Source organism: Natrinema sp. DC36 (genome assembly GCF_020405225.1).
GTDB lineage: Archaea > Halobacteriota > Halobacteria > Halobacteriales > Natrialbaceae > Natrinema.
Genome location: NZ_CP084472.1, coordinates 2,925,283 through 2,946,107, shown reverse-complemented (window position 1 = coordinate 2,946,107; position 20,825 = coordinate 2,925,283). Strand labels below are relative to the sequence as shown.

General features: G+C 64.9%; 22 protein-coding genes. 11 read left to right on the top strand and 11 right to left on the bottom strand.

Annotation, left to right across the window (positions count from 1 at the left end):
• The first annotated feature begins 198 nt into the window (after nucleotides 1–198).
• On the top strand, nucleotides 199–1,782 hold the full coding sequence (locus LDH74_RS15205) for a carboxypeptidase M32 (protein WP_226039556.1): 1,584 nt from the start codon (nucleotides 199–201) through the stop codon (nucleotides 1,780–1,782).
• A 277-nt stretch (nucleotides 1,783–2,059) separates the two neighbouring features.
• On the opposite strand, the gene LDH74_RS15200 is transcribed toward LDH74_RS15205, so the two are convergent.
• Together LDH74_RS15200 and LDH74_RS15195 are read right to left on the bottom strand one after the other, a co-directional pair.
• Nucleotides 2,060–2,449, bottom strand: coding sequence for a hypothetical protein (locus LDH74_RS15200; RefSeq protein WP_226039555.1), 390 nt, complete (start codon nucleotides 2,447–2,449; stop codon nucleotides 2,060–2,062).
• Nucleotides 2,450–2,542: 93 nt separating this feature from the next.
• Nucleotides 2,543–3,133 (bottom strand): hypothetical protein, encoded by a 591-nt coding sequence (locus tag LDH74_RS15195; RefSeq protein ID WP_226039554.1) that lies wholly within the window; start codon nucleotides 3,131–3,133, stop codon nucleotides 2,543–2,545.
• A 207-nt stretch (nucleotides 3,134–3,340) separates the two neighbouring features.
• Here LDH74_RS15195 and LDH74_RS15190 point away from each other — a divergent pair, with 207 nt between their 5' ends.
• The 8 genes from LDH74_RS15190 to LDH74_RS15155 all read left to right on the top strand — a co-directional run bounded on the left by LDH74_RS15190 (nucleotide 3,341) and on the right by LDH74_RS15155 (nucleotide 10,846).
• On the top strand, nucleotides 3,341–4,087 hold the full coding sequence (locus LDH74_RS15190; protein ID WP_226039553.1) for an SDR family oxidoreductase: 747 nt from the start codon (nucleotides 3,341–3,343) through the stop codon (nucleotides 4,085–4,087).
• 99 nt (nucleotides 4,088–4,186) lie between these two features.
• The gene (locus LDH74_RS15185) at nucleotides 4,187–4,708 is read left to right on the top strand and encodes a hypothetical protein (protein WP_226039552.1); all 522 of its coding nucleotides are present in this window, start codon (nucleotides 4,187–4,189) and stop codon (nucleotides 4,706–4,708) included.
• A 380-nt stretch (nucleotides 4,709–5,088) separates the two neighbouring features.
• A complete protein-coding gene (gene truA / locus LDH74_RS15180; protein WP_226039551.1) occupies nucleotides 5,089–5,934 on the top strand; it encodes a tRNA pseudouridine(38-40) synthase TruA in 846 nt (281 codons plus the stop codon).
• Between the two features lie 92 nt (nucleotides 5,935–6,026).
• Nucleotides 6,027–6,263, top strand: coding sequence for a hypothetical protein (locus tag LDH74_RS15175; RefSeq protein ID WP_226039550.1), 237 nt, complete (start codon nucleotides 6,027–6,029; stop codon nucleotides 6,261–6,263).
• 54 nt (nucleotides 6,264–6,317) lie between these two features.
• Entirely contained in the window at nucleotides 6,318–8,162 is a 1,845-nt protein-coding gene (gene pepF, locus LDH74_RS15170) for an oligoendopeptidase F (RefSeq protein ID WP_226039549.1), read from the top strand.
• Between the two features lie 122 nt (nucleotides 8,163–8,284).
• Entirely contained in the window at nucleotides 8,285–9,517 is a 1,233-nt protein-coding gene (locus tag LDH74_RS15165; protein WP_226039548.1) for a proteasome-activating nucleotidase, read from the top strand.
• Between the two features lie 393 nt (nucleotides 9,518–9,910).
• A complete protein-coding gene (locus tag LDH74_RS15160) occupies nucleotides 9,911–10,396 on the top strand; it encodes a pyruvoyl-dependent arginine decarboxylase (protein WP_226039547.1) in 486 nt (161 codons plus the stop codon).
• Nucleotides 10,397–10,450: 54 nt separating this feature from the next.
• Nucleotides 10,451–10,846, top strand: coding sequence for a DUF5811 family protein (locus LDH74_RS15155; RefSeq protein WP_098725374.1), 396 nt, complete (start codon nucleotides 10,451–10,453; stop codon nucleotides 10,844–10,846).
• A 345-nt stretch (nucleotides 10,847–11,191) separates the two neighbouring features.
• Here the strand turns inward: LDH74_RS15155 and LDH74_RS15150 are convergent, their stop codons facing one another.
• On the bottom strand, nucleotides 11,192–11,938 hold the full coding sequence (locus LDH74_RS15150) for a V-type ATP synthase subunit D (protein ID WP_226039546.1): 747 nt from the start codon (nucleotides 11,936–11,938) through the stop codon (nucleotides 11,192–11,194).
• Nucleotides 11,939–12,034: 96 nt separating this feature from the next.
• Nucleotides 12,035–12,238, bottom strand: a complete 204-nt coding sequence (locus tag LDH74_RS15145) for a zinc ribbon domain-containing protein (RefSeq protein WP_226039545.1) — start codon at nucleotides 12,236–12,238, stop codon at nucleotides 12,035–12,037.
• Nucleotides 12,239–12,302: 64 nt separating this feature from the next.
• Between LDH74_RS15145 and LDH74_RS15140 the strand changes: the two genes are divergently transcribed.
• Nucleotides 12,303–12,587, top strand: a complete 285-nt coding sequence (locus LDH74_RS15140) for a hypothetical protein (RefSeq protein WP_226039544.1) — start codon at nucleotides 12,303–12,305, stop codon at nucleotides 12,585–12,587.
• 36 nt (nucleotides 12,588–12,623) lie between these two features.
• On the opposite strand, the gene LDH74_RS15135 is transcribed toward LDH74_RS15140, so the two are convergent.
• The 5 genes from LDH74_RS15135 to LDH74_RS15115 all read right to left on the bottom strand — a co-directional run bounded on the left by LDH74_RS15135 (nucleotide 12,624) and on the right by LDH74_RS15115 (nucleotide 18,479).
• Nucleotides 12,624–13,637 carry an ABC transporter ATP-binding protein gene (locus LDH74_RS15135; protein WP_226039543.1) on the bottom strand — a complete coding sequence of 338 codons (1,014 nt, stop codon included), beginning with the start codon at nucleotides 13,635–13,637 and terminating at the stop codon, nucleotides 12,624–12,626.
• 82 nt (nucleotides 13,638–13,719) lie between these two features.
• Nucleotides 13,720–14,667, bottom strand: coding sequence for an ABC transporter permease subunit (locus LDH74_RS15130; RefSeq protein ID WP_226039542.1), 948 nt, complete (start codon nucleotides 14,665–14,667; stop codon nucleotides 13,720–13,722).
• A gap of 1 nt (nucleotide 14,668) precedes the next feature.
• On the bottom strand, nucleotides 14,669–15,592 hold the full coding sequence (locus LDH74_RS15125) for an ABC transporter permease subunit (RefSeq protein WP_226039541.1): 924 nt from the start codon (nucleotides 15,590–15,592) through the stop codon (nucleotides 14,669–14,671).
• 6 nt (nucleotides 15,593–15,598) lie between these two features.
• A complete protein-coding gene (locus tag LDH74_RS15120) occupies nucleotides 15,599–16,744 on the bottom strand; it encodes an extracellular solute-binding protein (protein WP_226039540.1) in 1,146 nt (381 codons plus the stop codon).
• Nucleotides 16,745–16,865: 121 nt separating this feature from the next.
• On the bottom strand, nucleotides 16,866–18,479 hold the full coding sequence (locus LDH74_RS15115) for a long-chain-fatty-acid--CoA ligase (RefSeq protein WP_226039539.1): 1,614 nt from the start codon (nucleotides 18,477–18,479) through the stop codon (nucleotides 16,866–16,868).
• 178 nt (nucleotides 18,480–18,657) lie between these two features.
• On the opposite strand from LDH74_RS15115, the gene LDH74_RS15110 reads away from it, so the two are divergent.
• Nucleotides 18,658–18,882 (top strand): hypothetical protein, encoded by a 225-nt coding sequence (locus LDH74_RS15110; protein WP_226039538.1) that lies wholly within the window; start codon nucleotides 18,658–18,660, stop codon nucleotides 18,880–18,882.
• Nucleotides 18,883–18,936: 54 nt separating this feature from the next.
• On the opposite strand, the gene LDH74_RS15105 is transcribed toward LDH74_RS15110, so the two are convergent.
• Together LDH74_RS15105 and LDH74_RS15100 are read right to left on the bottom strand one after the other, a co-directional pair.
• The gene (locus tag LDH74_RS15105; RefSeq protein WP_226039537.1) at nucleotides 18,937–19,215 is read right to left on the bottom strand and encodes a hypothetical protein; all 279 of its coding nucleotides are present in this window, start codon (nucleotides 19,213–19,215) and stop codon (nucleotides 18,937–18,939) included.
• Nucleotides 19,216–19,412: 197 nt separating this feature from the next.
• Nucleotides 19,413–20,822, bottom strand: a complete 1,410-nt coding sequence (locus LDH74_RS15100) for an ATP synthase subunit B (RefSeq protein ID WP_226039536.1) — start codon at nucleotides 20,820–20,822, stop codon at nucleotides 19,413–19,415.
• Nucleotides 20,823–20,825 lie beyond the last annotated feature (3 nt).

Here is a 20,825-nt window from a genome sequence, read left to right as displayed (position 1 = left end):
GCTGCTTGCACGTTCCATCTGTCTCTCATCAGTTGGCGAGCGCGGCGTGATAGCAGCGTGCAACGCCTTTGCAACGGCGTGCTGATCGTTTCGAGAGTCGACAGGTCTCCGAGTACCCCCGCCCGCCATTCGCGCTCGATCGCTTCGAAGTGACCGGAACCCGGACGTTGATACCGATTCCGAGCGAACGATACGTCTATGGCGACCGATCAGGCTCCGAGCGACGCGAGCGAGGCCGACACGTACGAACAGTTCGAAGACCGGGTGCAGCGCATCTCGAACGTGGGCAACGCGGCCGGAATCCTGCGGTGGGATCAGGAGGTCGTGATGCCCGACGACGGGACGCCCGCCCGCGCACAGCAGCTCTCGACGCTGTCCTCGATCAGTCACGAACTCCTGACTGCCGACGAGACCGGCAAACTACTCGAGCGCCTCGAGTCCAACGACCTCGAGGACGATCAATCCGCGGTCGTCCGCGAGGTTCGCCGCACGTACGACCGCGAGACGAGCGTTCCGGGGGAACTGGTCGAGGAGATTTCGGCGACGGCGTCGAACGCCCATCCCACGTGGAAGCAGGCCCGGGAGGAAGACGACTTCGAGCAGTTCGCGCCGACGCTCGAGAAACTGGTCGAACTCAAGCGGGAGTACGCCAACCACATCGATCCGGACGCGGATCCCTACGCCGTGCTCTTCGCGGACTACGAGCCCTACATCGACCTCGAGACGGCCGAACGGGTCCTCGAGCGTCTGCGCGAGAACCTGGTCCCGCTGATCGATGCGGTCCAGGAGAGCGACGCCGAGCTGACGACCGACGCCTTCGCGGGTCAGTTCGATGACGACGATCAGGAGGCGCTCGCACGGGACGTGCTCGACTCGCTGGGCTACGACTGGGACCGCGGTCGACTCGACACGGCACCGCATCCCTTCTCGTCGGGAACGCAGTTCGACGCCCGCGTCACGACCCGCTTCGAGGAGGACGACCTGCTCGGGTCGATCACCTCGACCATCCACGAGTTCGGTCACGCGAATTACACGCAGGGGCTCCCCGACGAGGGGTACGCCACGCCGCTGGGCGAGGCTCGAGACCTCTCCGTCCACGAGTCCCAGTCTCGACTCTGGGAGAACCACGTCGGCCGTTCGCGCCCCTTCTGGGAGCACTTCCTGCCGATCGCTCGCGAGCGGTTCCCGGAACTCGAGGACGTGACGCCCGAAGCGGCCTACCAGTCCGCGAATCAGGTCCACGACGACAATCTCATCCGGGTCGAGGCCGACGAACTCACCTACCACCTCCACATCGTCATCCGCTTCGAGATCGAGCGCGACCTGATCCGGGGCGACCTCGAGGTCTCGGAGGTCCCCGAAGTCTGGAACGACAAGTACGAGGAGTACCTCGGCGTTCGTCCCGAAACCGATTCGGAGGGCTGCCTGCAGGACATTCACTGGTCTCACGGCGATTTCGGCTACTTCTCGACGTACTCGCTGGGATCGGTGCTCGCGGCGCAGTTGTACGCCGCGGCGGAAGACGATCGCGGGAGCGAGGCGTCACGCGCCTCGGAAACACCGAGCGGCGATGAGCCGCGAGGCGAGTTCGACGAGCAGATCCGCGAGGGCGAGTTCGACGAACTCAACGGCTGGCTCCGCGAGAACGTCCATCGCCACGGCAAGCGCTACGTCACGCCCGACCTGATCGAGCGAGCGACCGGTGAGGGGCTGACCGCGGACTACTTCCTCGAGTACGTCACCTCGAAGTACGGCGAGCTGTACGACCTCGAGAGCTACTGAACCGGCGGACTCTGTCGTATCGCTCGATTATTGGCGGACGAACGGAGATCGTCGAATCGATGGTATCTCGCTCGTCGGTTCGTCTCGGTGGCGCGCTGATCCGCGGCGGACGAAAGCGAGGTGCGGACGGGCTGAAAGCCCGCGAATAGACGGGCGAGAAGCACCCGTGAGGAGAAATCGGCTGGGGTGGGTGTGGAAATTCCCGGTTCCACGGTCGTCGGAGTGTCGTTGTCAGAGTCGCCTTCAACTATTCGGACGAGACGGGAACTGCGATCGATTAGAAGAGTCCCCGTCCAAGCACGACCACCGTCACGTTGTTCGCGAACGCGAACAGCCCGATCGAAACGAGGACGCCAAGAAATCCCTCGAGCCCCAACTGCACGGGCCGTTCCAGTCGTCGCGGAACGGCGCGGGCGCGAGCGAAGAGCACCGAAAACAGGCCGACGACCAGCACGGCGATGCCCAGATGAACCGTAACCACGACCGCGAGGTGATGCCCTAACAGCCACGCCATCAGCGGGTTCGTCTCGGACTCGAGGCCGACAGTCGCCGCGGCCGCCACCGAGGTCAGCAGGTCGACGGCCAGCCACAGGAACAGCACGACCGCGACCCAGCCCCAGTACTCCTCGAGTCGCGGCGTCCGGCCCGAGGTACGGTCGCCGCTCATGTCGTTTTCCGGTTTCGGTAGCACGCGGATCAAGGTTGTGGCCCCGATACCGGCCCGGTTCGCGACGTCCGCGATAGCGGTTGCCGCCGGTGATCAGGTGTGTGGAATCCGCCGCAACAGTGAGACGTAGATCCGGCGGCGCGTCAGTAGACATGCAACCGTGACGCCGACCACGACTGCGGCGATCAGACCGATCGCACGTGCGTGTCCCTCGAGACCGGCGACCGCGGATCCACCCGTATCGAACAGCCCGAGCGACGCTGCGAGCAGGCCGACGATCCCGACGATCGGAAGCGCCAGCGCCGCGAGCGCTCGGACGGTGCTCCCACCGTCGTCCGCAGTGGCTTCCCGTCGGTGGACGAACCGAACTCGGGCCCCAGCGTGGTTCCCGCGATGACGGTGTTTGAACTCCCGCCACCCGTTCGGCGTCGACGTGTGACAGGTCGTCGAGTAGACGACCACGTCGTCGAACTGGTCGGCAAGCACGTGGAAATCGCGCCGGAACGCCGAATCCAGCCGGTGAGCGACGATGACGCGGACGCCGTCGACGCGAACGTCGGCGGCCGTCGATGCGCCACTCCGCCGCACGTCTGCCGTCGGAAACGTCGTCGAGAGCCGCTGTGAGATGGCGTCCCTGTCCGACGGACTGGTCGAATACGTCCACTCTTCGAGCGCCGCTGCCACTCGTGGCGCTCGAACGATACTGCGATCGCTACTGCCGCTGCTCGTCCCCCAATGGCCCCCCATTGTACGGAATTGTTTCTCAGTTGTCTATATATCGCTGTCGAACGATTTCCGCCCCGCCTCGTCTCATCAGCGGGGATCGGTTCGGAACGAGACAGCCAGTGCCGGCCCCCGGTTTTAGGGACAGGGTGCGCATTACTGCCGACTATGGGAAATACGTCACTCGCCGAGAAGGCGGCGATCGTCACGGGCGCGAGTTCCGGAATCGGCGCGGCGACCTGTCGCGAACTCGCCGCCGCGGGAGCGAACGTCGTCCTCGCGGCCCGCAGCGAGGACCGAATGACCGATCTCGCAGCGGACCTCGAGGCAACCCACGACGTCGAGACGCTGGTCGTTCCCGCGAACGTTCGCGAGGAAGACGACGTCGACGCGCTCTTCGAGGCGGCCGTCGACCGCTTCGGCGGGATCGACGTGCTGGTGAACAACGCCGGACTGGGTCGCGGGAGCGACATCGAATCGCTGTCGACCGACGACTACGAGACGATGCAGGAGACCAACGTCGACGGCGTCTTCTACGCGACGCGGGCGGCGATTCCCCACGTCCGCGAGCGCGAGGGACACCTGATCTTCGTCGCCAGTTTCGCCGGGAAGCACCCGCGGCCGTCCAATCCCGTGTACGCTGCGACGAAGTGGTGGGTCCGGGGCTTCGCCAAGAGCCTCGCGGCCCAGATCGGTGACGACGATGTCGGGATCACGATCGTCAACCCCGCCGAGGTCCGCTCGGAGTTCGGGGCTGCTGAAGGCGAGCCTTTCACCGAACGGTACGACGAGGACGAGGCCGACGAGCCCGCGGACATCGCCGAAGCGATTCGCTTCGCCGCGAGCCGTGAGGGCTCGAGCGTGAGCGAACTCGATATCAATCGTCGGGACAAGTTCGCGGATACCTTCCACTGACGGGAGCGAAACGGGCAGCCGAAATCCACCGCGCCCCTATAAAACGAGGCTGGGAGTGCCGGGTCGAGACTCACCCGTCCCCGACCCCCTACCACGAGTATGCGAATTTCCATTCCGCGCGTTCCGGGCGTCTACTTCGACACCGACGGCGAATCGACGGCGAAGACCATCGCGCTGAGCGCTGCCGGCCGACGAGCGCCGAAACCGCAGGGGTACGCCCTCCAGGCCCTTCCTTACATCTGGTCGTTCGACGTCGACCTCCGCGAGGTACCGACCGAGCATCCGATCCAGTACCTCCATCCGGAAGGGGCACGGAGTCTGGGCGATCTCTCCCGGCAGCGCAGCCTCCGCGATGTCGGGACCGAACTCGAGTCCGTCCTGCGGTTCGTCTGGTCGATCAATCAGGAAGTGGAGTCGGCGACGGGGCAGTTACTGGGAATGTCCTCGGACGACGACGGCGTCACCATCGAGGTCCAGGACGGGGCCATCAGCGCCGACGGATCGACGCTCGAGACCGACGAATTCGACCTCGACGATTCGGATATCGGCGAGTCCGGCACCGACGAATTCGACGTTCACGAGCCCGACCACGACCGGTTCGATCCCGACGATGAGCTGTGAGTCGCTGATTGGAACACGGAGGGACGACTTCGCCGCCCAACAGTCGTGTGAATGAACAGCGTATTCTGATGGAATTGAGTGTGACAAGGCGCCCTGCTATCGTGACAACAGGGAATCGCCACGTCCTCCCCAGCCGATTTCTGCTCACGGGCGCGCAGCGCCCGTTCGCATGGTTCGCGGGACCTCCGGTCCCGCGCTAACGCTCGCACGGCTTTGTGCCGCGGTTCATTCGCATTCACCGCGGCTCGGCGCGCGCCACCGCACGTCGGTCGATCGGGTCGGAGTGAAACGCGCCTTCTCTGGGCTGTGCGGTCGTCACAGCGTTCGGGGACGAGCGAACCGTATAACCTGCTGGCCGCGCTGGGTCGACTCGAGATCAAATGCCCCTTCGCGCGTTCAGAATCGCTTACGACGGCACGGACTATCACGGCTTCCAGCGCCAGCCCGACGTCCCAACCGTCGAGGACGCGATCTTCGACGCGCTCCGCGCGCTCGAGGTCCTCGCCCCCGACGCCGACAAACCCGACGGCTACGCCGCTGCCGGCCGGACCGACGCGGGCGTCTCCGCGCTCGCCCAGACGATCGCGCTCGAGGCCCCCGATTGGCTCGCACCGCGGGCGCTGAACGCCGAACTTCCCGCGGACGTTCGCGCGTGGGCGGCCGCCGACGCGCCGGAGGGGTTCCACGCGACGCATCACGCGAACCGCCGAGAGTATACCTATCACCTGTATGCACCGCAATCTCCGCCGGTGAACGCCGATACGCCCGATCGCTCTCTCGACGACGAGCGGTTCCGCGCGGCCTGCGAGGCGCTCTCGGGCGCCCACGACGTTCACAACCTGACGCCGGACGACCACAACACCGAGCGCTCGCCCTCGCTCGAGGCCCGGCGTGACGGCGCGTACCTCGTCGTCACGGTCAGTGCGGGCGGCTTCGCCCGCGAACTCGTCCGCCGACTGGTATCGCTGGCTCGCGACGTCGGTGCCGGCGACGCCCCGTTCGCGAAAATCGATCGCGTCCTCGAGCCCGACCCGCTGCCCGGCCACGAGGGAATCGCACCCGCGCCGCCGGAGCCGCTCGTGCTGACCGACGTGGACTACCCCGGCCTCGAGTTCGAGATCGACGACGCGGCGGCCGAGAGCGCTCGAGCGGTGTTCGAGCGTCGGCGAATCGACCGGCAGACCGGGGCTCGAGTGGCGGGGCAGGTGGCCGACGGGATGCAGTGACGGGGAGGTAGTTCAGCGGTGAGCGTTCGGATCACCGGCCCTCGGGTGGCTGTGTACGAGCGTTTTTCACGGCCGCGGACACACGTCGGCGCATGGATCTCTCGCCCGAGGAGTACGGCGCCTACTGGCGCGCGTCGAGCCGCGTCGCTGCGGGCGTGCTCGTGTGCTTCTTCGGACTCCGTCTCACGTCACCGCTGCGGACCCATCCCGAGGCGGGTGCGTCCGTCCTGGGCGTCATCTTGCTCGTCTTGCTCGTTCTCGTCGGAACGTACGTCGCGATGCTGGGCGTCGCTCGAGTCGTCCGGACCGCGGTCGACGCGGAAACGTAGGCGTCCGCGTGAGCGTCCGATACCCTTTACCTCCTCCGTTTCAAAATCCGAGATATGAGTTCCGTCCCCGAGCGCTCCGAGGTCGACGAGGCGTACACCTGGGACCTCGAGAGCATCTACGCGACCGACGACGACTGGGAGTCCGCCTACGAGGCGGTCGCCGAACGCGTCGACGACCTCGAGTCCTACGAGGGGCGGGTCACCGACGACGCCGAAACCTTCCTGGCGGTCCTCGAGTTGCGCGACGAGATCATGCGCGAGGTATCGACGGTCGCGGCCTACGCCCGCATGCGCCGCGACGAAGATACGACGAATCAGGAGTATCAGGCGCTGACGGCCCGCTCACAGTCGCTGGCCTCCAACGCCCAGTCCGCCGCCTCCTTCATCGACCCCGAAATCCAGGAGCTAACCCGCGAGGAGTTCGAGTCGATGGTTGAGGCCGAACCCGACCTCGAGACCTACGACCACTACGTCGACGACGTCCTCCGGATGAAACCCCACACGCGCTCGGCCGAGGTCGAGGCGCTGTTGACCGATCTCGGCGAGGTGATGGGTGCGACGGGCGAGGTGTACACCATGCTCTCGAACGCGGACATGGAGTTTCCGACGGTCGAGGAGCCTGAGAGCGAGGCGCTACGCGCCTCGGACGAGTCGAGCGGACAGGGCCCGCGAGACAGCGAGGCGGTCGAGATCACCCAGAGCAACTTCACGAACCTGCTCAAGCGACCCGACCGCGAGTTCCGACAGCGGGTCTACGAGGGCTACTTCGACGAGTGGGCGTCGGTCCGAAACGCGGTCGCGGCCAGCTACAAGAACAGCGTCAAAGCCGACGTCAAGACCGCTCGAGCGCGCAACTACGACACGTCGCGCGAAGCCGCCCTCGACGGGCCGAACGTTCCAGTCGAGGTCTACGATACGCTTGTCGACACCGTCCACGACAACCTCGACAAGCTCCACCACCACGCCGAACTCAAGGAGCAAGCGCTGGGGGTCGACGACCTGCAGATGTGGGACCTCTACATGCCCCTGACGGGCGACGAGGGACCGGACCTCGAGTACGATCAAGCGACCGAGTACGTCGTCGACGCGCTCGCGCCGCTGGGCGAGGAGTACCAGTCCCGCGTCGCCGACGGACTCGATTCCCAGTGGGTCGACGTCTACGAGAACGAGGGGAAACAGTCTGGCGCGTATTCGGGGGGCACCTACGACACCCAGCCATTCATCCTGCTGAACTATCAGCGCGACATCTCCTCGATGTACACGCTGGCCCACGAACTCGGCCACTCGATGCACTCCGAACTGACGAAAGAGGAACAGCCCTTCATCTACTCGAACTACGAGATATTCGTCGCCGAGGTCGCCAGCACCGTCAACGAGGCCCTGCTGACCAATCACCTCCTCGAGACCGTCGACGACCCCGAGTTCCGGAAACACGTCCTCAACGAGTTCCTCGAGCGCGTCCGCTCGACGCTCTACCGCCAGACGCTGTTCGCGGAGTTCGAACACGAGACCCATCGCCTCGAGGAAGCGGGCGAACCGCTGACCGCCGATCGACTGGACGAGGTCTACCGCGGACTGAAGGAGGACTACTACGAGCCCGCCGTGATCGACGACCGCATCGCCACCGAGTGGATGCGCATCCCGCACTTCTACCGGGCCTTCTACGTCTACCAGTACTCGACGGGTATCTCCGCCGCGCTCGCGATCGTCGACGACGTCCTCGAGCGCGGCCAGCCCGCTGCCGAGGACTACCTCGAGTTCCTCCGCCGCGGTTCCCGGGAGTACCCGCTCGAACTCCTGCGGATCGCCGGCGTCGACATGAGTTCCTCGGAGCCGATCGATCGCGCGCTCGAGACCTACGGCCGGCGCCTCGAGGAGTTCGAGTCGCTGCTCGAGTGATCGGCGCTCTGCTCTCCCCCGACGGCCTGCCATAGCCGGGCCGACTGTACTGCCATCCGACAGAAATTCCTCCGGGACCCAAAGGCACATTTACTGTCGCTATCTTAACGGCGTATATCAGGATGTCTCGAAGCCCGTCTATTCCCGACCGACCTCACCGCGATATCGACGCCGATCTCCCCGACGACGAGCGGCTCGAGGCGCTTCGCGGGCACTACGAAGAGCTCGTCGACGTCAACGACAAGCTGTCGGCCCAGCTCGACGACGCCGAGGACCGCCGCGAACGCCTCCGGGAGAAAGTCGACCGCGTCGAACGCGAAAACGAGACGCTGAAGAGCTCGTCGCTGTACATCGCCACCGTCGAGGACGTCCTCGACGACGAGCAAGTCATCGTCAAACAGCACGGCAACAATCAGGAGGTGCTCACGGACGTCTCCGCTCGGATCATCGATAGCGTTGCGCCGGGCGACCGCGTCGCGGTCAACGACTCCTTTGCGATCCAGACGGTGTTGAACACCGAAACCGACGCGCGCGCCCAGTCGATGGAGATTACCGAGAAACCGACGGTGACCTACGCCGACATCGGCGGCATCGACGAGCAGGTCCGCGAAGTCCGCGAAGCCGTCGAGCAGCCCCTGGCCGAACCCGAACTGTTCGACGAGGTGGGGATCGATCCGCCCAGCGGCGTGCTCCTCTACGGCCCGCCGGGCACCGGGAAGACGATGCTCGCCAAGGCCGTCGCCAACGAGACCGACGCCACCTTCATCAAGATGGCCGGCTCGGAGCTCGTCCGCAAGTTCATCGGCGAGGGCTCCCGGCTCGTTCGCGACCTCTTCGAGATGGCCCGCGAGCGCGAACCCGCCATTATCTTCATCGACGAAATCGACGCCATCGCGACTCGCCGAACGGAGTCCAAGACCTCCGGCGACGCCGAGGTCCAGCGGACGATGATGCAACTGCTCTCGGAGATGGACGGCTTCGAGGCCCGCGGCGAGATCCGCATCATCGCCGCCACCAACCGCTTCGACATGCTCGACCGCGCCATCCTGCGCCCCGGCCGGTTCGACCGCCTCATCGAAGTCCCCGAACCCAGCGAGGAGGGCCGCGAGCAGATCCTCGCGATCCACACCCGCGGGATGAACGTCGCCGACGACATCGACTTCGCCGATCTGGCCGCCGACACGGACGGCTACTCCGGTGCGGACATCGAGAGTCTCGCCACCGAGGCCGGCATGTTCGCCATCCGCAACGACCGCAACGAGGTCACCCACCAGGACTTCGCGGACGCCCTCGAGAAGATCGAGGAGGACGACTCGAGCGACGTGATCTCGTCGGCCGGCTACTTCTACCAGTAAGCACGAAGTTTTGCGCTGTCGTTCGAGAGAGCGAAGCTCTCTCGTGACGGAGCGAATCGGAGATTCGCGAGGTCCGCGAGACCAGAGGTCTCGCTTGATGACGAAAGACGCCGAAGACGTCTTTCGAACCACGGGCGCGGCTCCGCCGCGCCCTCGGCAAAAATTCGATTAAAAGCACTCCTCTTTCTCCGCCGCTCACTTCGTTCGCTCCGGGTCAGTCGTCGGCCCGCTCGCTTCGCTCGCGGTGACTGTCGGTGAGTCGCCTGCCTTTCCCGGGTTCGCGCGGCTCTCGCCTCTGCTCGAGCCGCGCTCCCGGCCGTTGTACTCGCTATCAAGACGGTGTGTTCGACCCCGGATCGCAAGCCCTTACGCCGCTGGTCCCCGAAAGCGAGTATGAGCACGATTCGAGTCGTCTGGGGGGCCGCGTCGGCTCCCACGGCGATGGCGTCCTACGACGCGGCCCTCGCCGAGGCCGGCGTCGAGAACTACAATCTCGTCTCGGTCTCCTCCGTCATTCCCGCCGAGACCCGCGTCGAGGCCGTTGGCACCGCGCCCGACCTCGGCCCCGCGGGCGAGCGACTGACCGTCGTCGAGGCTCGAGCCACCACCGCCGGCCCCGGTCGCGTGAGCGCGGCGCTGGCGTGGGCGCAATCGGTCGACGACGGCCCGGGCCTGTTCTACGAGACCGCGGGCGAGATGGACCGCGATGACGTCGAACGCCGGGTTCGCGAGGGACTGGACGCGGGACGGGAGCTTCGCGACTGGGAGTTCACGGACCCGCGGGCGGCCGTCGAGAGTCGGCAGGCCGATTCGGGTCGGCACACGACGGCGGTCGTCCTCGCCGTTTACGGGGACAGCGAGCCGATCCTCTCGGATTGACTGAAGGCGAACCCTTTTGACCCGGCGGCGCATTGCTACGGGTACACACTTCTCATGAACGGAAATACGCCGTACGCAGGGCTACCGGGCGAGACTGGTGCTGGGCAGCGTGCAGCGGCGGACGTTCCGGACCTCTCGAGCGCACAGAAACGACTGCTCCACCGCGACGTCTCGCGGATCGCGGCCCGCACGCGCGAGTTCCTCCCCAACGAATACGTCGTCGACGCCGACGTCTCGACCGGGATGACCGGCCCGCAGGTCACCGTCGCCGTCCGGCCGCCGGTCGGCCACGCGGTCAGTGCCGGCTTCACGCCCGACCTCGAGGAGGCGGCCCCCGAGGAGGTCATCACCGCGGACGAACGCGACGAAGTCGCCCGCGGGCTGGCCGCGAGTGCGGCACTGCAGGTCAAACAGGCGATCAGCAACAACGTGCGGCCGACCGGCAAGTAGCCGGGCCCGTCATCGAGGCTCCGCGCTCGATCGGCTCGTCCCATCGGGACGGAAGCACACTCCGCTTTTCGACGCGTCGGCTCGATCGATAGCGCAGCTGCTCGAGCTGGTGGCGTCGACGCTTGAGGATCGATCGCCGGCTCGACCGACGAATCGGCGCTGAATCGCTCGAGGGTCACAGTGCGGACAGACGGAACCGAACGCGGCGTCCGACGGTGCGTCTCTGCGGTGCTCGTCGGGGAGGGAAAACTGAGTCGGGGACGATCCACACTCCGGACGGGCCGTCGGGATCGAATCCGCGAGTGAACGCCCGGTCGATTGACCGAGCGAATCAGCCCGTCCGCTTCACTGAGTGCTCGTCGGGGACTGTGCGGCGGTGTCCGGCTGAATCTCCTCGAGTTCGTCCCGTTTCTCCTCGGCTTCTTCGGCTTCGGCCTCCGCTTCTGCCTCTCGCTCCGCCTTCTCTTCGGCTTCCTTCTTCTCCTTGATCTTCTTCAGGCGGAACGTCTCCTCGCGTTCCTGTTCCTCGAGTTTCTGCTCGATGTACTCCTGATTGTCGTACAGTTCCGGCAGGAGCTTGAACTCGAGTGCGTTGACGCGGCGCTTGGTGGTCTCGATCTCCCGGAGCATCTTCTTCATCGCCGTCTCGACCTCGGCGGCGAGGATAATGCTCTCGAGGAGGTCCTCGTAGGCTTCGGCGGCCTCGTCGATGCGGGCGGAGGTGCCCATGATCCCGTAGCCCCGCTGGTCGAGGCTCTTGGTGACTTTGGAGGACTCGATCTGCGGGACGACGACGCCCATGATGTTCTTGGATTCGGTGGTGATCTCGGGGTGTTCCTGCAGCGCCGCCGCGGCACCGCGGACCGCGACGTCGCCTTCCATCGCCCGAGCCATGTTGATCTTCTTCTGAGCGGCCTCGTAGTCGTCGGCGAGGTCGCCGCGGACGTCCTGGGCCTTGTCCAGAATGTCCATGAACTCCATGATCAGCCCGTCGCGTTTCTTCTCGAGCGTGCCGTGTCCCCGCTCGGAAAGCTCGATGCGATCCTCGATCGCCATCAAGTTCTTGCGGGTGGGCTTGACGTCGTTGGCCATCTTGTGGGGGGCTAGCGCCCCCAGTCGGATAACTGTTTACAGTTTCCGCGCACCGTTCGCCGCCGAACGGCGGGGAACTCGACCTCGAGGGTCGGGCTACCCGAGAAACAGATCGACCATGTCGCCCGACGACTGGCCCTTGTAGAGTTCCGAATAGCCGCAACTCGTACAGCTCACGACGTGAAATCGACGGTTCTGGACGTCGAGGAGCTTCGAGAGGCCGCTCCCGGTCGTCGAAATTTTGTCGATCTCCGTCTCCGTGTGGCCACACTTCGGACAGCCGCGATCGTCGTCTCGCATACGTGCTCTATTCGTATCATCTCACAAATCTTTTGTGCTCGGACCCACGAGTATCGACCGAGCCATGGCCGCCGTCGTCGTCGTGATCCTGCTCCTCGTCTCCCTCGTAATCCCGCTCGTCCTGTGGCTGGCGATCAGTCGAGAAACGTCGGATCCGACCGTCATGGACCGGCGGGAAGCGGAACGGATCGCGAAAGAACGCGGCGGTCGAGAGCCGTCGCGTTCGGCCCGCGACCGGAGTCACTCGGTCGACGGCCGTCGGCAGCCGTGCGACGGCCGTGTTCGCGACGACGAGCAGGACCGATCCGATCGATCCGCTGGATTCGATCGGAGCGAGCGCGACGGGTGACCGTTGTTACTTTTCGATGGGGTCTCGCGACACCGCCTACTCGAGGACGTGGACCCGCTGCTCGTCGATCGAGAGCGGGATCGATTCGCCGACCCGATAGCCGTCGATACCGTCGGCGTGCAGCGTCACGGGCGTGTCGTCGGGCAGCGTCGCCGCGAGCCGGGTTCGGTCCCCGAGATACGTCACGTCGGTCACGTCGGCCTCGATCGGTCCCTCGCCCAGATCGAAGGCGGCGGGCCGAGCCGCGACCTGCACCGAGCCGTCCGTCTCAGCCGACACGGGCAGTTCGGCAAAGCCCAGATCGACGTGGCCGTTCTCGGCGACACCCTCGAGGAGGGTCGAACTCCCGACGAAGTTCGCGACGAAGGGGTTGGCGGGCCGGCGATAGATCTCCGCGGGCGGTCCCACCTGCTCGAGCGTGCCGTCCGCGAGGACCGCGATCCGATCGCACATCGCCATCGCCTCCTCCTGATCGTGGGTGACGTAGAGCGCGGTCACCTCGAGGTCGGCCAGCAACTCGCCGATCTCGTCGCGCAGCCGGGTCTTGAGTTCGGCGTCCAGCCCCGTCATCGGCTCGTCGAGCAGGAGGACGTGTGGTTCGATCGCGAGCGCCCGCGCGAGGCCGACCCGCTGTTCCTGGCCGCCCGACAGCGTCGTCGGCCGTCGGTCGGCCAACTCGGCGATGTCGAGCATGGAGAGCAGTTCGTCGGCCCGCTCGCGGCGCTCGGCTTTCGGGACGCCCTGCATCTTCGGCCCGAACGCGACGTTCTCCCGGACGGTCATAGTGTCGAACAGGGCGTAGGACTGGAAAACCAGCCCGACGGTTCGCTCCTCGGGCGGGACGTGGGTGACGTCGCCCCCGTCGAACAGCACCCGGCCGTGAGTCGGCGTCTCGAAGCCGGCGATGGTCCGCAACGTGGTCGTCTTCCCGCAGCCGGAGGGGCCGACGATCCCGAGGATCTCGCCGTCCCGGATCGTCAGATCGATCCCGTCGACGGCCACTTCGTCGCCGTAGGCCTTCGTGAGCGACTCGAGGGTGACGTCGCTCACGGCCGGCCACCTCCGGCTGTCGCCGCGAGCCGAGGTCGGTGAGCGATTCGATTCGGTTTCCGATCGACGGTGTATTTCGGTGTCATCGTTGTGCGGTCGAAAACCCCCTGTTACCGAGCAGTTGGAGGACGAGTATCGCGGCGACGACGATCACGAAGTAGACCGAGACGGCCGCCGCAGACTGGAGGTGCGTCGCGTTCGAGATGTTCCGGTAGAGAAAGATCGCGAACGGATCCGGGCTTCCGCTCGCGACCATGTACGTGAAGTTAAACTCCGCGGCCGCGAGCGTCCAGGTGATAATACAGCCGGCGACGATCCCTCGTTTGGCGTGGGGGACGATGATCGTCAGAAACGCCCGCGGCCACGAGGCTCCCAGCGATCGGGCGCTCTCCTCGAGGCGGATCAGATCCATCGACTGGAACGAGCTCTGGACCGTCAGGACCATGTACGGCGACTTGAGGAGACAGTAGCCGACGATCAGCCCCAGCGCCGAGCGGCCGTGTTCCGGGTAGGTCTGCACGAACGCGATTCCGAGGATCAGCCCCGGCACGAGCGGCAGGATCGCGAACGTGTTGACCCAGTTCCGCGCGAAGAAGTCGTACCGCGCGAGCGCGTACGCGACCGGGACGCCGATGATCACGTTCAGGACCATGCCGCCGGTCGCGACTGCGAGGCTGAAGGCGAGCCCGGGGATCGCGTTCGCTCGCACGCCGTGCTCGCCGAAGCCGAGTACCTGTCGCCAGTGCTCGAGCGTCACGAACCCCCGTGGGATGACGCCGGCCGCCGACTGTGCGAACGACGAACCGAACGTGACGAGGACCGGGACGGTCAGGAACGCGACGACGATCGTGACGACGCCGACCAGAACTGGACGGCCAACTGCCGTCGACAGCGCCGTTCTCGATCGCGACCACTCTTCGTTGGCGGCCGTCCCGGTTGTGCCTCCGTCCGGACGCGGATCGGCGCGTGCCGCCCCGGATGTCGCCGCCGGGTGATCGCCGTTCTCGTCCGATTCCGTGAGCCCGGTCATCTCAGATCTCCACCGCATCGTTTTCGACGAACTGCAGTCCGACGAACGTGAACGCGACGATAAAGACCACGTAGACGAGCCCGATCGCGGCCGCAACGTCCGGGTTGTACGAGCCGACGCTCATCTCGTTGTGTATCTGGAGGGTGATCACCCGGTGGCTCTGCAGGATCAACACGGTCCCGAAGATCGCGAGTCCGGAGCGGAACGTGAGAATTACGGCCGCGACGATCCCCGGGCGGATCTCGGGGAACGTGACGTGATAGAACGTCTGCCACCGGCTCGCGCCGAGCGCGCGTGCCGCCTCTTCGGCCTGCGTGTTGATCTCCGCGTAGGTCCCGCGCAACACCATGGTCGCCCGCGGGAGCAACGAGTAGACGAACCCGAGAAAGAGGCCGGTGATCGCGGTCGCGCTCGCGAGTTCGAGCGGTGCCCCGCCCGTCGCGACGGCGACCGCGTTCGTTACCAGCCCCTGTCGGCCCAGCAGGACGATGACCAGGTACGCGACGATGATCCCCGGCAGCGCGATGGGGAACGACACCGCCGCGACGACGAGTCGCTTGGCGGGCAGATCGTACTTCTCGAGGACGTGTGCGACCGCGACGCCGAGCGCGACGCTGACGGCCGTCGCGAGCCCGACGAACCACAGCGTGTTCCAGGCGACACGCCGGTACTCCGCGGTCGTCGCGAGCGTCTCCCAGGCCTCGAACGACCAGCCCTCCATCCAGATCGTGTCCTCCGCGAGGCTGATCCGGACGAGCATCGCCAGCGGGACGAAGCCTGCCACGACCGCGAGCGCGAAAAACGGGAGGCAGAGGACCGCGATCCGCCGGCGTTCGCGCTCGCGTTCGGTCGTCGGACGGGCGGTCGTCGACGCGAGCGTCGCGACTCGACGGACCGACGCCGTCGTCGATTTCCGGACTGACATCCGCGATCACTGGGCTCCCTGCAGTGGGGTTCGATCGACGAGTTCCTCCTGGATGTCGGTCTGGTTCTCGACGAGGGTCTCCTGATCGACGGTGAATCCGGCCGCCTCGTAGGACGACTGGTCGGGGAACTCGTCGGGCTGGTCGAGGTCGTTCGCTCGGATCGGGCGGACGTAGGCGTCGAAGAACAGCTTCTGACAGTCCTCGGTCAACACGTAGTCCATGAACAGCTTCGCCGCCTCGGGGTTGGGCGCGTTCCGCAGGAGCGCGTAGCCGTAGGGGACGTTCATCGCACCCGGCTCGCCCTCGGGTCCTTCGAGGATCGCGACCTCGATCTGGTCCTCGTCGAACTCGTCGTTGTTGTACTTGAGGTTCAGCCCGGTGTAGTCGTACTCGACGACGGTCGAGATCTCGCCGGCGGTCATCGGCCCCTCGACGTTGCGCCGGAAGTCCGCGCCGTGGTCGGCGATCGCCTCGTGGTACTCGATAACCGGGTCGAGGTTATCCAGATCGCCGCCGTAGGCCCGGTTGACCGACAGCGCGGAGGCCTGCCCGTTGGCGGTGTGAGGCGGCGTGAAGGCCAGATCCTGTGCGATGTCGGGATGTTTCAGGTCCTCCCACGTTTCGGGGGCGTCCAGTCCCCGCTCCTCGTAGACGTCGGCCCGGTAGGTCACCGCGGTCGTCATCTGGCGGGTCGCGGTCACGTGACCGTTGTCAGTCTTCAGATCGCCGGGGATGACGTCCCAGTTGGCCGGCTTGTAGTCGGTCGTCAGGTCGTCGTTCATCGCCTCGAGGCCGAACGAGTAGCCGCCGTTGTACGCCGAGTGGGTCGGGTTCCGGGCGTTGGCTCGCATGTCCTCGAGCGCCTCGCCGGAGGAACCCTGCGCGTCGTACAGCGGGAGATCGTACTCCTCTTCGAAGGCCTCCATGACGGCCCCCCAGTTCGACCAGCCGGTCTGGACGCAGTAGATCTGTAGTTCGTCGGGGAACGACGACGAGTCGATCTCGGTCTCGTAGTCGCCGTGACCGACGGTGAACGTCTGCCCACTGCCCCCTCCAGTGAGATCGCTTAGACAGCCCGCCATCGCGGCGGTCCCGGCGGCAACCCCACTCGAAAGCACTGTGCGTCGCGTCGTCCCTGTCGGGTCGGACATACTCGAGAATCCGCCAAAACCTACTAATCCGTTGCTATGTTCGGGTTACTGACCTATATAGGACGCCGTAGCGGCACGGACCGATCGGGTCCGATCCCTATCTGGTCGCCGGTCTCGAGCGTCACCCCTGTCCGACCATCCGCTCTTCGTCCTCCCACTCTTCCTGTCGAAGTTCGTACTTCTGGACCTTGCCCGTCGCGGTCGTCGGCAGCTCCGCGACGAACTCGACCCTGTGGACCACTTTGTAGCCCGCGAGGTGCTCGCGAGTAAAGGCCTCGAGGTCGCCCTCCGTCACGCCCGGATCGTCCGGGTCGCCGCTCGAGGGGACGACGAACGCCTTCGGCGTCTCGCCCCACTCGTCGCTCGGTGCCGGAATCACGGCCACGTCCGATACCTCGGGGTGGTCGAACAGCGCGTCCTCGAGTTCGATGCTCGAGATGTTCTCCCCGCCCGAGATGATAATGTCCTTCTTGCGATCCTGAATCGCGATCAGGCCGTTCTCGTCGATCGTCGCGAGGTCGCCGGTGTGGTAGTAGCCCTCGACGCGGTCGGTAAAGGCCTCCTCGGTCGCTTCGGGCTTCTCCCAGTACTTCTCCATGATCTGGTTGCCGCGGACGACGACCTCGCCCAGCGTCTCGTCATCGCGCGGGATGTCGTCCCCCTCCTCGTCGACCACCCGAATTTCGGTGCCCAGATAGGCCAGTCCCTGGCGCTTCTTGATTCGGAACCGATCGTCGCTGTCGTCGTCGAAGCGCCGGCGCGCGTCGGAGGTGGTGATCAGCGGCCCGGTCTCGGTCGCGCCGTAGACGTGCTTCAGGTACCAGCCGAACTCGTCCTCGACGGTTCGGATGGTCGCCTCCGGCGGCGCGCTGCCGGCAGTGGCGAGGCGAACGTCCTCGTCGCCGACCGTCTCGGGGCCGTTCTCCTCGTAATAATCGACCAGCATGTTCAGCACCGTCGGCGCGCCGCACATGTAGGAGACATCCTCCGATCGGACGGTCTCGAAGATCTCTCCGGCGTCGATTCCGCGCGTGCAGACGTGGGTCGCGCCGATTCCCGTCACCGCGAAGATGTGGCCCCAGCCGTTCGCGTGGAACATCGGCAGCGTCCACAGGTAGGTGTCATCGTCGGTGAGGTCCTGGTGAGCCACCGTCAGATAGGCGTGGATGGTCTCGCAGCGGTGCGTGCGACAGACCCCCTTCGGATCGCCCGTCGTCCCCGAGGTGTAGTTGATCGTGATGATCTCGTCCTCGGCCATCTCGGGGCGATTGTACTCGGTACCAGCCTTCTCGAGCACCGCGTCGAAGCTTTCCCAGTCACCGTCGACGGCAGCCGCGTCGTTCGTGATGAACGTCTCCGTCGGCACCTCGTCGCGAACCGCTTCGATGCGCTCGGCGAAGTCGTAATCCGCGTAGATCGCGTCGACCCCTGCGTCGGACAGGATGTACTCGAAATCGTCGGGCGTCAGCCGATAGTTCAGCGGGGTGTGGACCGCCCCCGTTTGCATGATTCCGTAGGCCGCCTCGAGGTGGTAGTGCGTGTTCGGATCCAGTACGGCGACGCGGTCGCCTTTTTCGATCCCGCGCTCCTGGAGCGCCGCTGAAAACCGATCGGCGCGTTCGCCGAGTTCGTCGTACGTGAACCGTTCGCCCGTGGTGGCGACGACCGCCTCGTCGTCGCCGTAGTGCGTCCGCGCCCGGTCGAGGAACTCCGGGGCGAGCAATGGTTTGTGCATACATACCACGATTCACTGGCGGAGCATACGGTTGTTTCGATCTATCGCACACAGTGACAGTTCGACACCGAATTATTGATTCGGTACTGTGGCCGTGATCGCAGTCCGACTATCTCTTCTAATAGTCTCCGGAAATTATTTGGCCTATAGTGTCAGAGTACTATTTAATACGGCACTGATGGTACAGAATCGCCACGCGGGTTACGTCCCCGACTGGCTGATCGAGGTCGTCATGGCAGTTCTAGTGACGATCTCGATTCACATCGCTACCGTACAGTTCGTTGGCATCGAAAGCGATGCTCTCGTTTTCTTTTTGATTATCGGCGCCGTCCTCGGTGTTCAAATCGTCATGCGAGCAGCCTGGACCGAGACGGCATCGGCTGATACTGACAGCGAACGCTGACCGGTCCTAGTTCTATCAAACACTGGACAAGGCGAAAACTCGAGTCGAACGCCGTCACTCCGAAGCCAGCCAAACTGTTCCCCATCGGCTACCGATAGCAACCGCAACAACCACGAGTACGAGTCCGGCGAGCCCGTACACGAACGATGAGAGATAGGTATCCGTGAGCCAGATCAGCAATCCTGATCCACCACCTCCACCCAATATCTGTAGAACGGTTATACCACGTTCATCGATGCGATCTTCAATATACGATGTCAAAATAAACTCATAGATGAGGAACACAAATCCAGCTATGACACCGATACAAATAGCGACTACTGAATCAGACATCGATAATATATAATACATTTATACTGCATTTATTTTTCTATTTCAACAGGAATCGGATCGTCTCAGTATCTCCCCTTTTTCTAATTCATTTCTCTGTTTACTGTTCCGCGTCGGCTGGCGCTCGAGGTGTCGCTAAACGATGAATCAAAAACGGCCGATCGAAACAGCAAAAACTGGATACGGGCGATCCGCGACGATCAGTCGGCCTGCACGGCTTCGGCCGTCTCGTCTTCGCGGTAGTGCTCCGCGATGAGCTCCTCGTCGATCCGGTTGAGCGCCTCTTTCGGCAGGGTCGACAGCAGATCCCAGCCGATATCGAGCGTTTCGTCGATCGAGCGGTTGGTGTCGTACCCCTGCTGGACGAACTCCGTCTCGAAGCGGTCGGCGAAGTCGAGGAACTTGTTGTCCCGCTCGGAGAGGGCTTCGCGACCGACGATGTTCACGAGGTCGCGCAGGTCCTCACCCTCCGCGTAGGCGGCGTACATCTGGTCGGAGACGTCGCCGTGGTCTTCGCGGGTCAGACCCTCGCCGATCCCGTCGTCCATCAGCCGCGAGAGGCTGGGCAGGACGTTGACCGGCGGCTCGATCCCCTGACTGTTGAGGTCCCGATCCATCATGATCTGGCCCTCGGTGATGTACCCGGTCAGGTCCGGAATCGGGTGTGTGTCGTCGTCCCCGGGCATCGTCAGGATCGGAATCTGCGTGACCGACCCCTCCTTGCCCTCGATTCGACCCGCGCGCTCGTAGAGCTGCGCCAGGTCGGTGTACATGTATCCGGGGTAGCCACGTCGGCCCGGGACCTCCTCGCGTGCGGCACCGATTTCGCGCAGCGCCTCACAGTAGTTGGTCATGTCCGTCAGGATGACGAGCACGTGGTAGTCCTTCTCGAAGGCCAGGTACTCGGCCGTGGTGAGCGCGAGTCGCGGGGTGACCTGCCGCTCGACTGCGGGGTCGTCCGCGAGGTTCATGAAGACGACCGAGCGCTCGAGCGCGCCCGTGCGTTCGAAGTCGTCCATGAACTCGTTTGCCTCTTCGGCCGTGATTCCCATCGCGCCGAAGATGACTGCGAACTCCGAGCCCTCGCCCGATTCGTCTTCCTCTGGCACCGTCGCCTGACGGGCGATCTGGAGTGCGAGGTCGTTATGGGGGAGCCCCGAACCGGAGAAGATCGGGAGCTTCTGGCCCCGAACCAGCGTGTTCATGCCGTCGATGGCGGAGACGCCGGTCTGGATGAACTCCTCGGGATACTCCCGCGAGTAGGGGTTGATCGCTTTGCCAACGATATCCTGTCGTTCGTCGGGGACGATCTCCGGGCCGCCGTCGATCGGGTTGCCGGAGCCGTCGAGCACCCGCCCGAGCAGATCCTCGGTGACGGGCATCTTCATCGTCTCACCCAGGAAGCGAACGGAGGCGTTGCGGTCGATCCCGCCCGTCCCTTCGAACACCTGAATCGAAACGATCCCTTCGCTCGATTCCAGCACCTGGCCGCGCAGCGTTCGCCCGTCCTCGGTCTCGATCTCGACGATTTCGTCGTAGCCGACCGGTTCGTCGACCTCGGCGAACACCAGCGGACCGCTGATTTCCGTGATAGTCTGGTACTCTTTCATTGT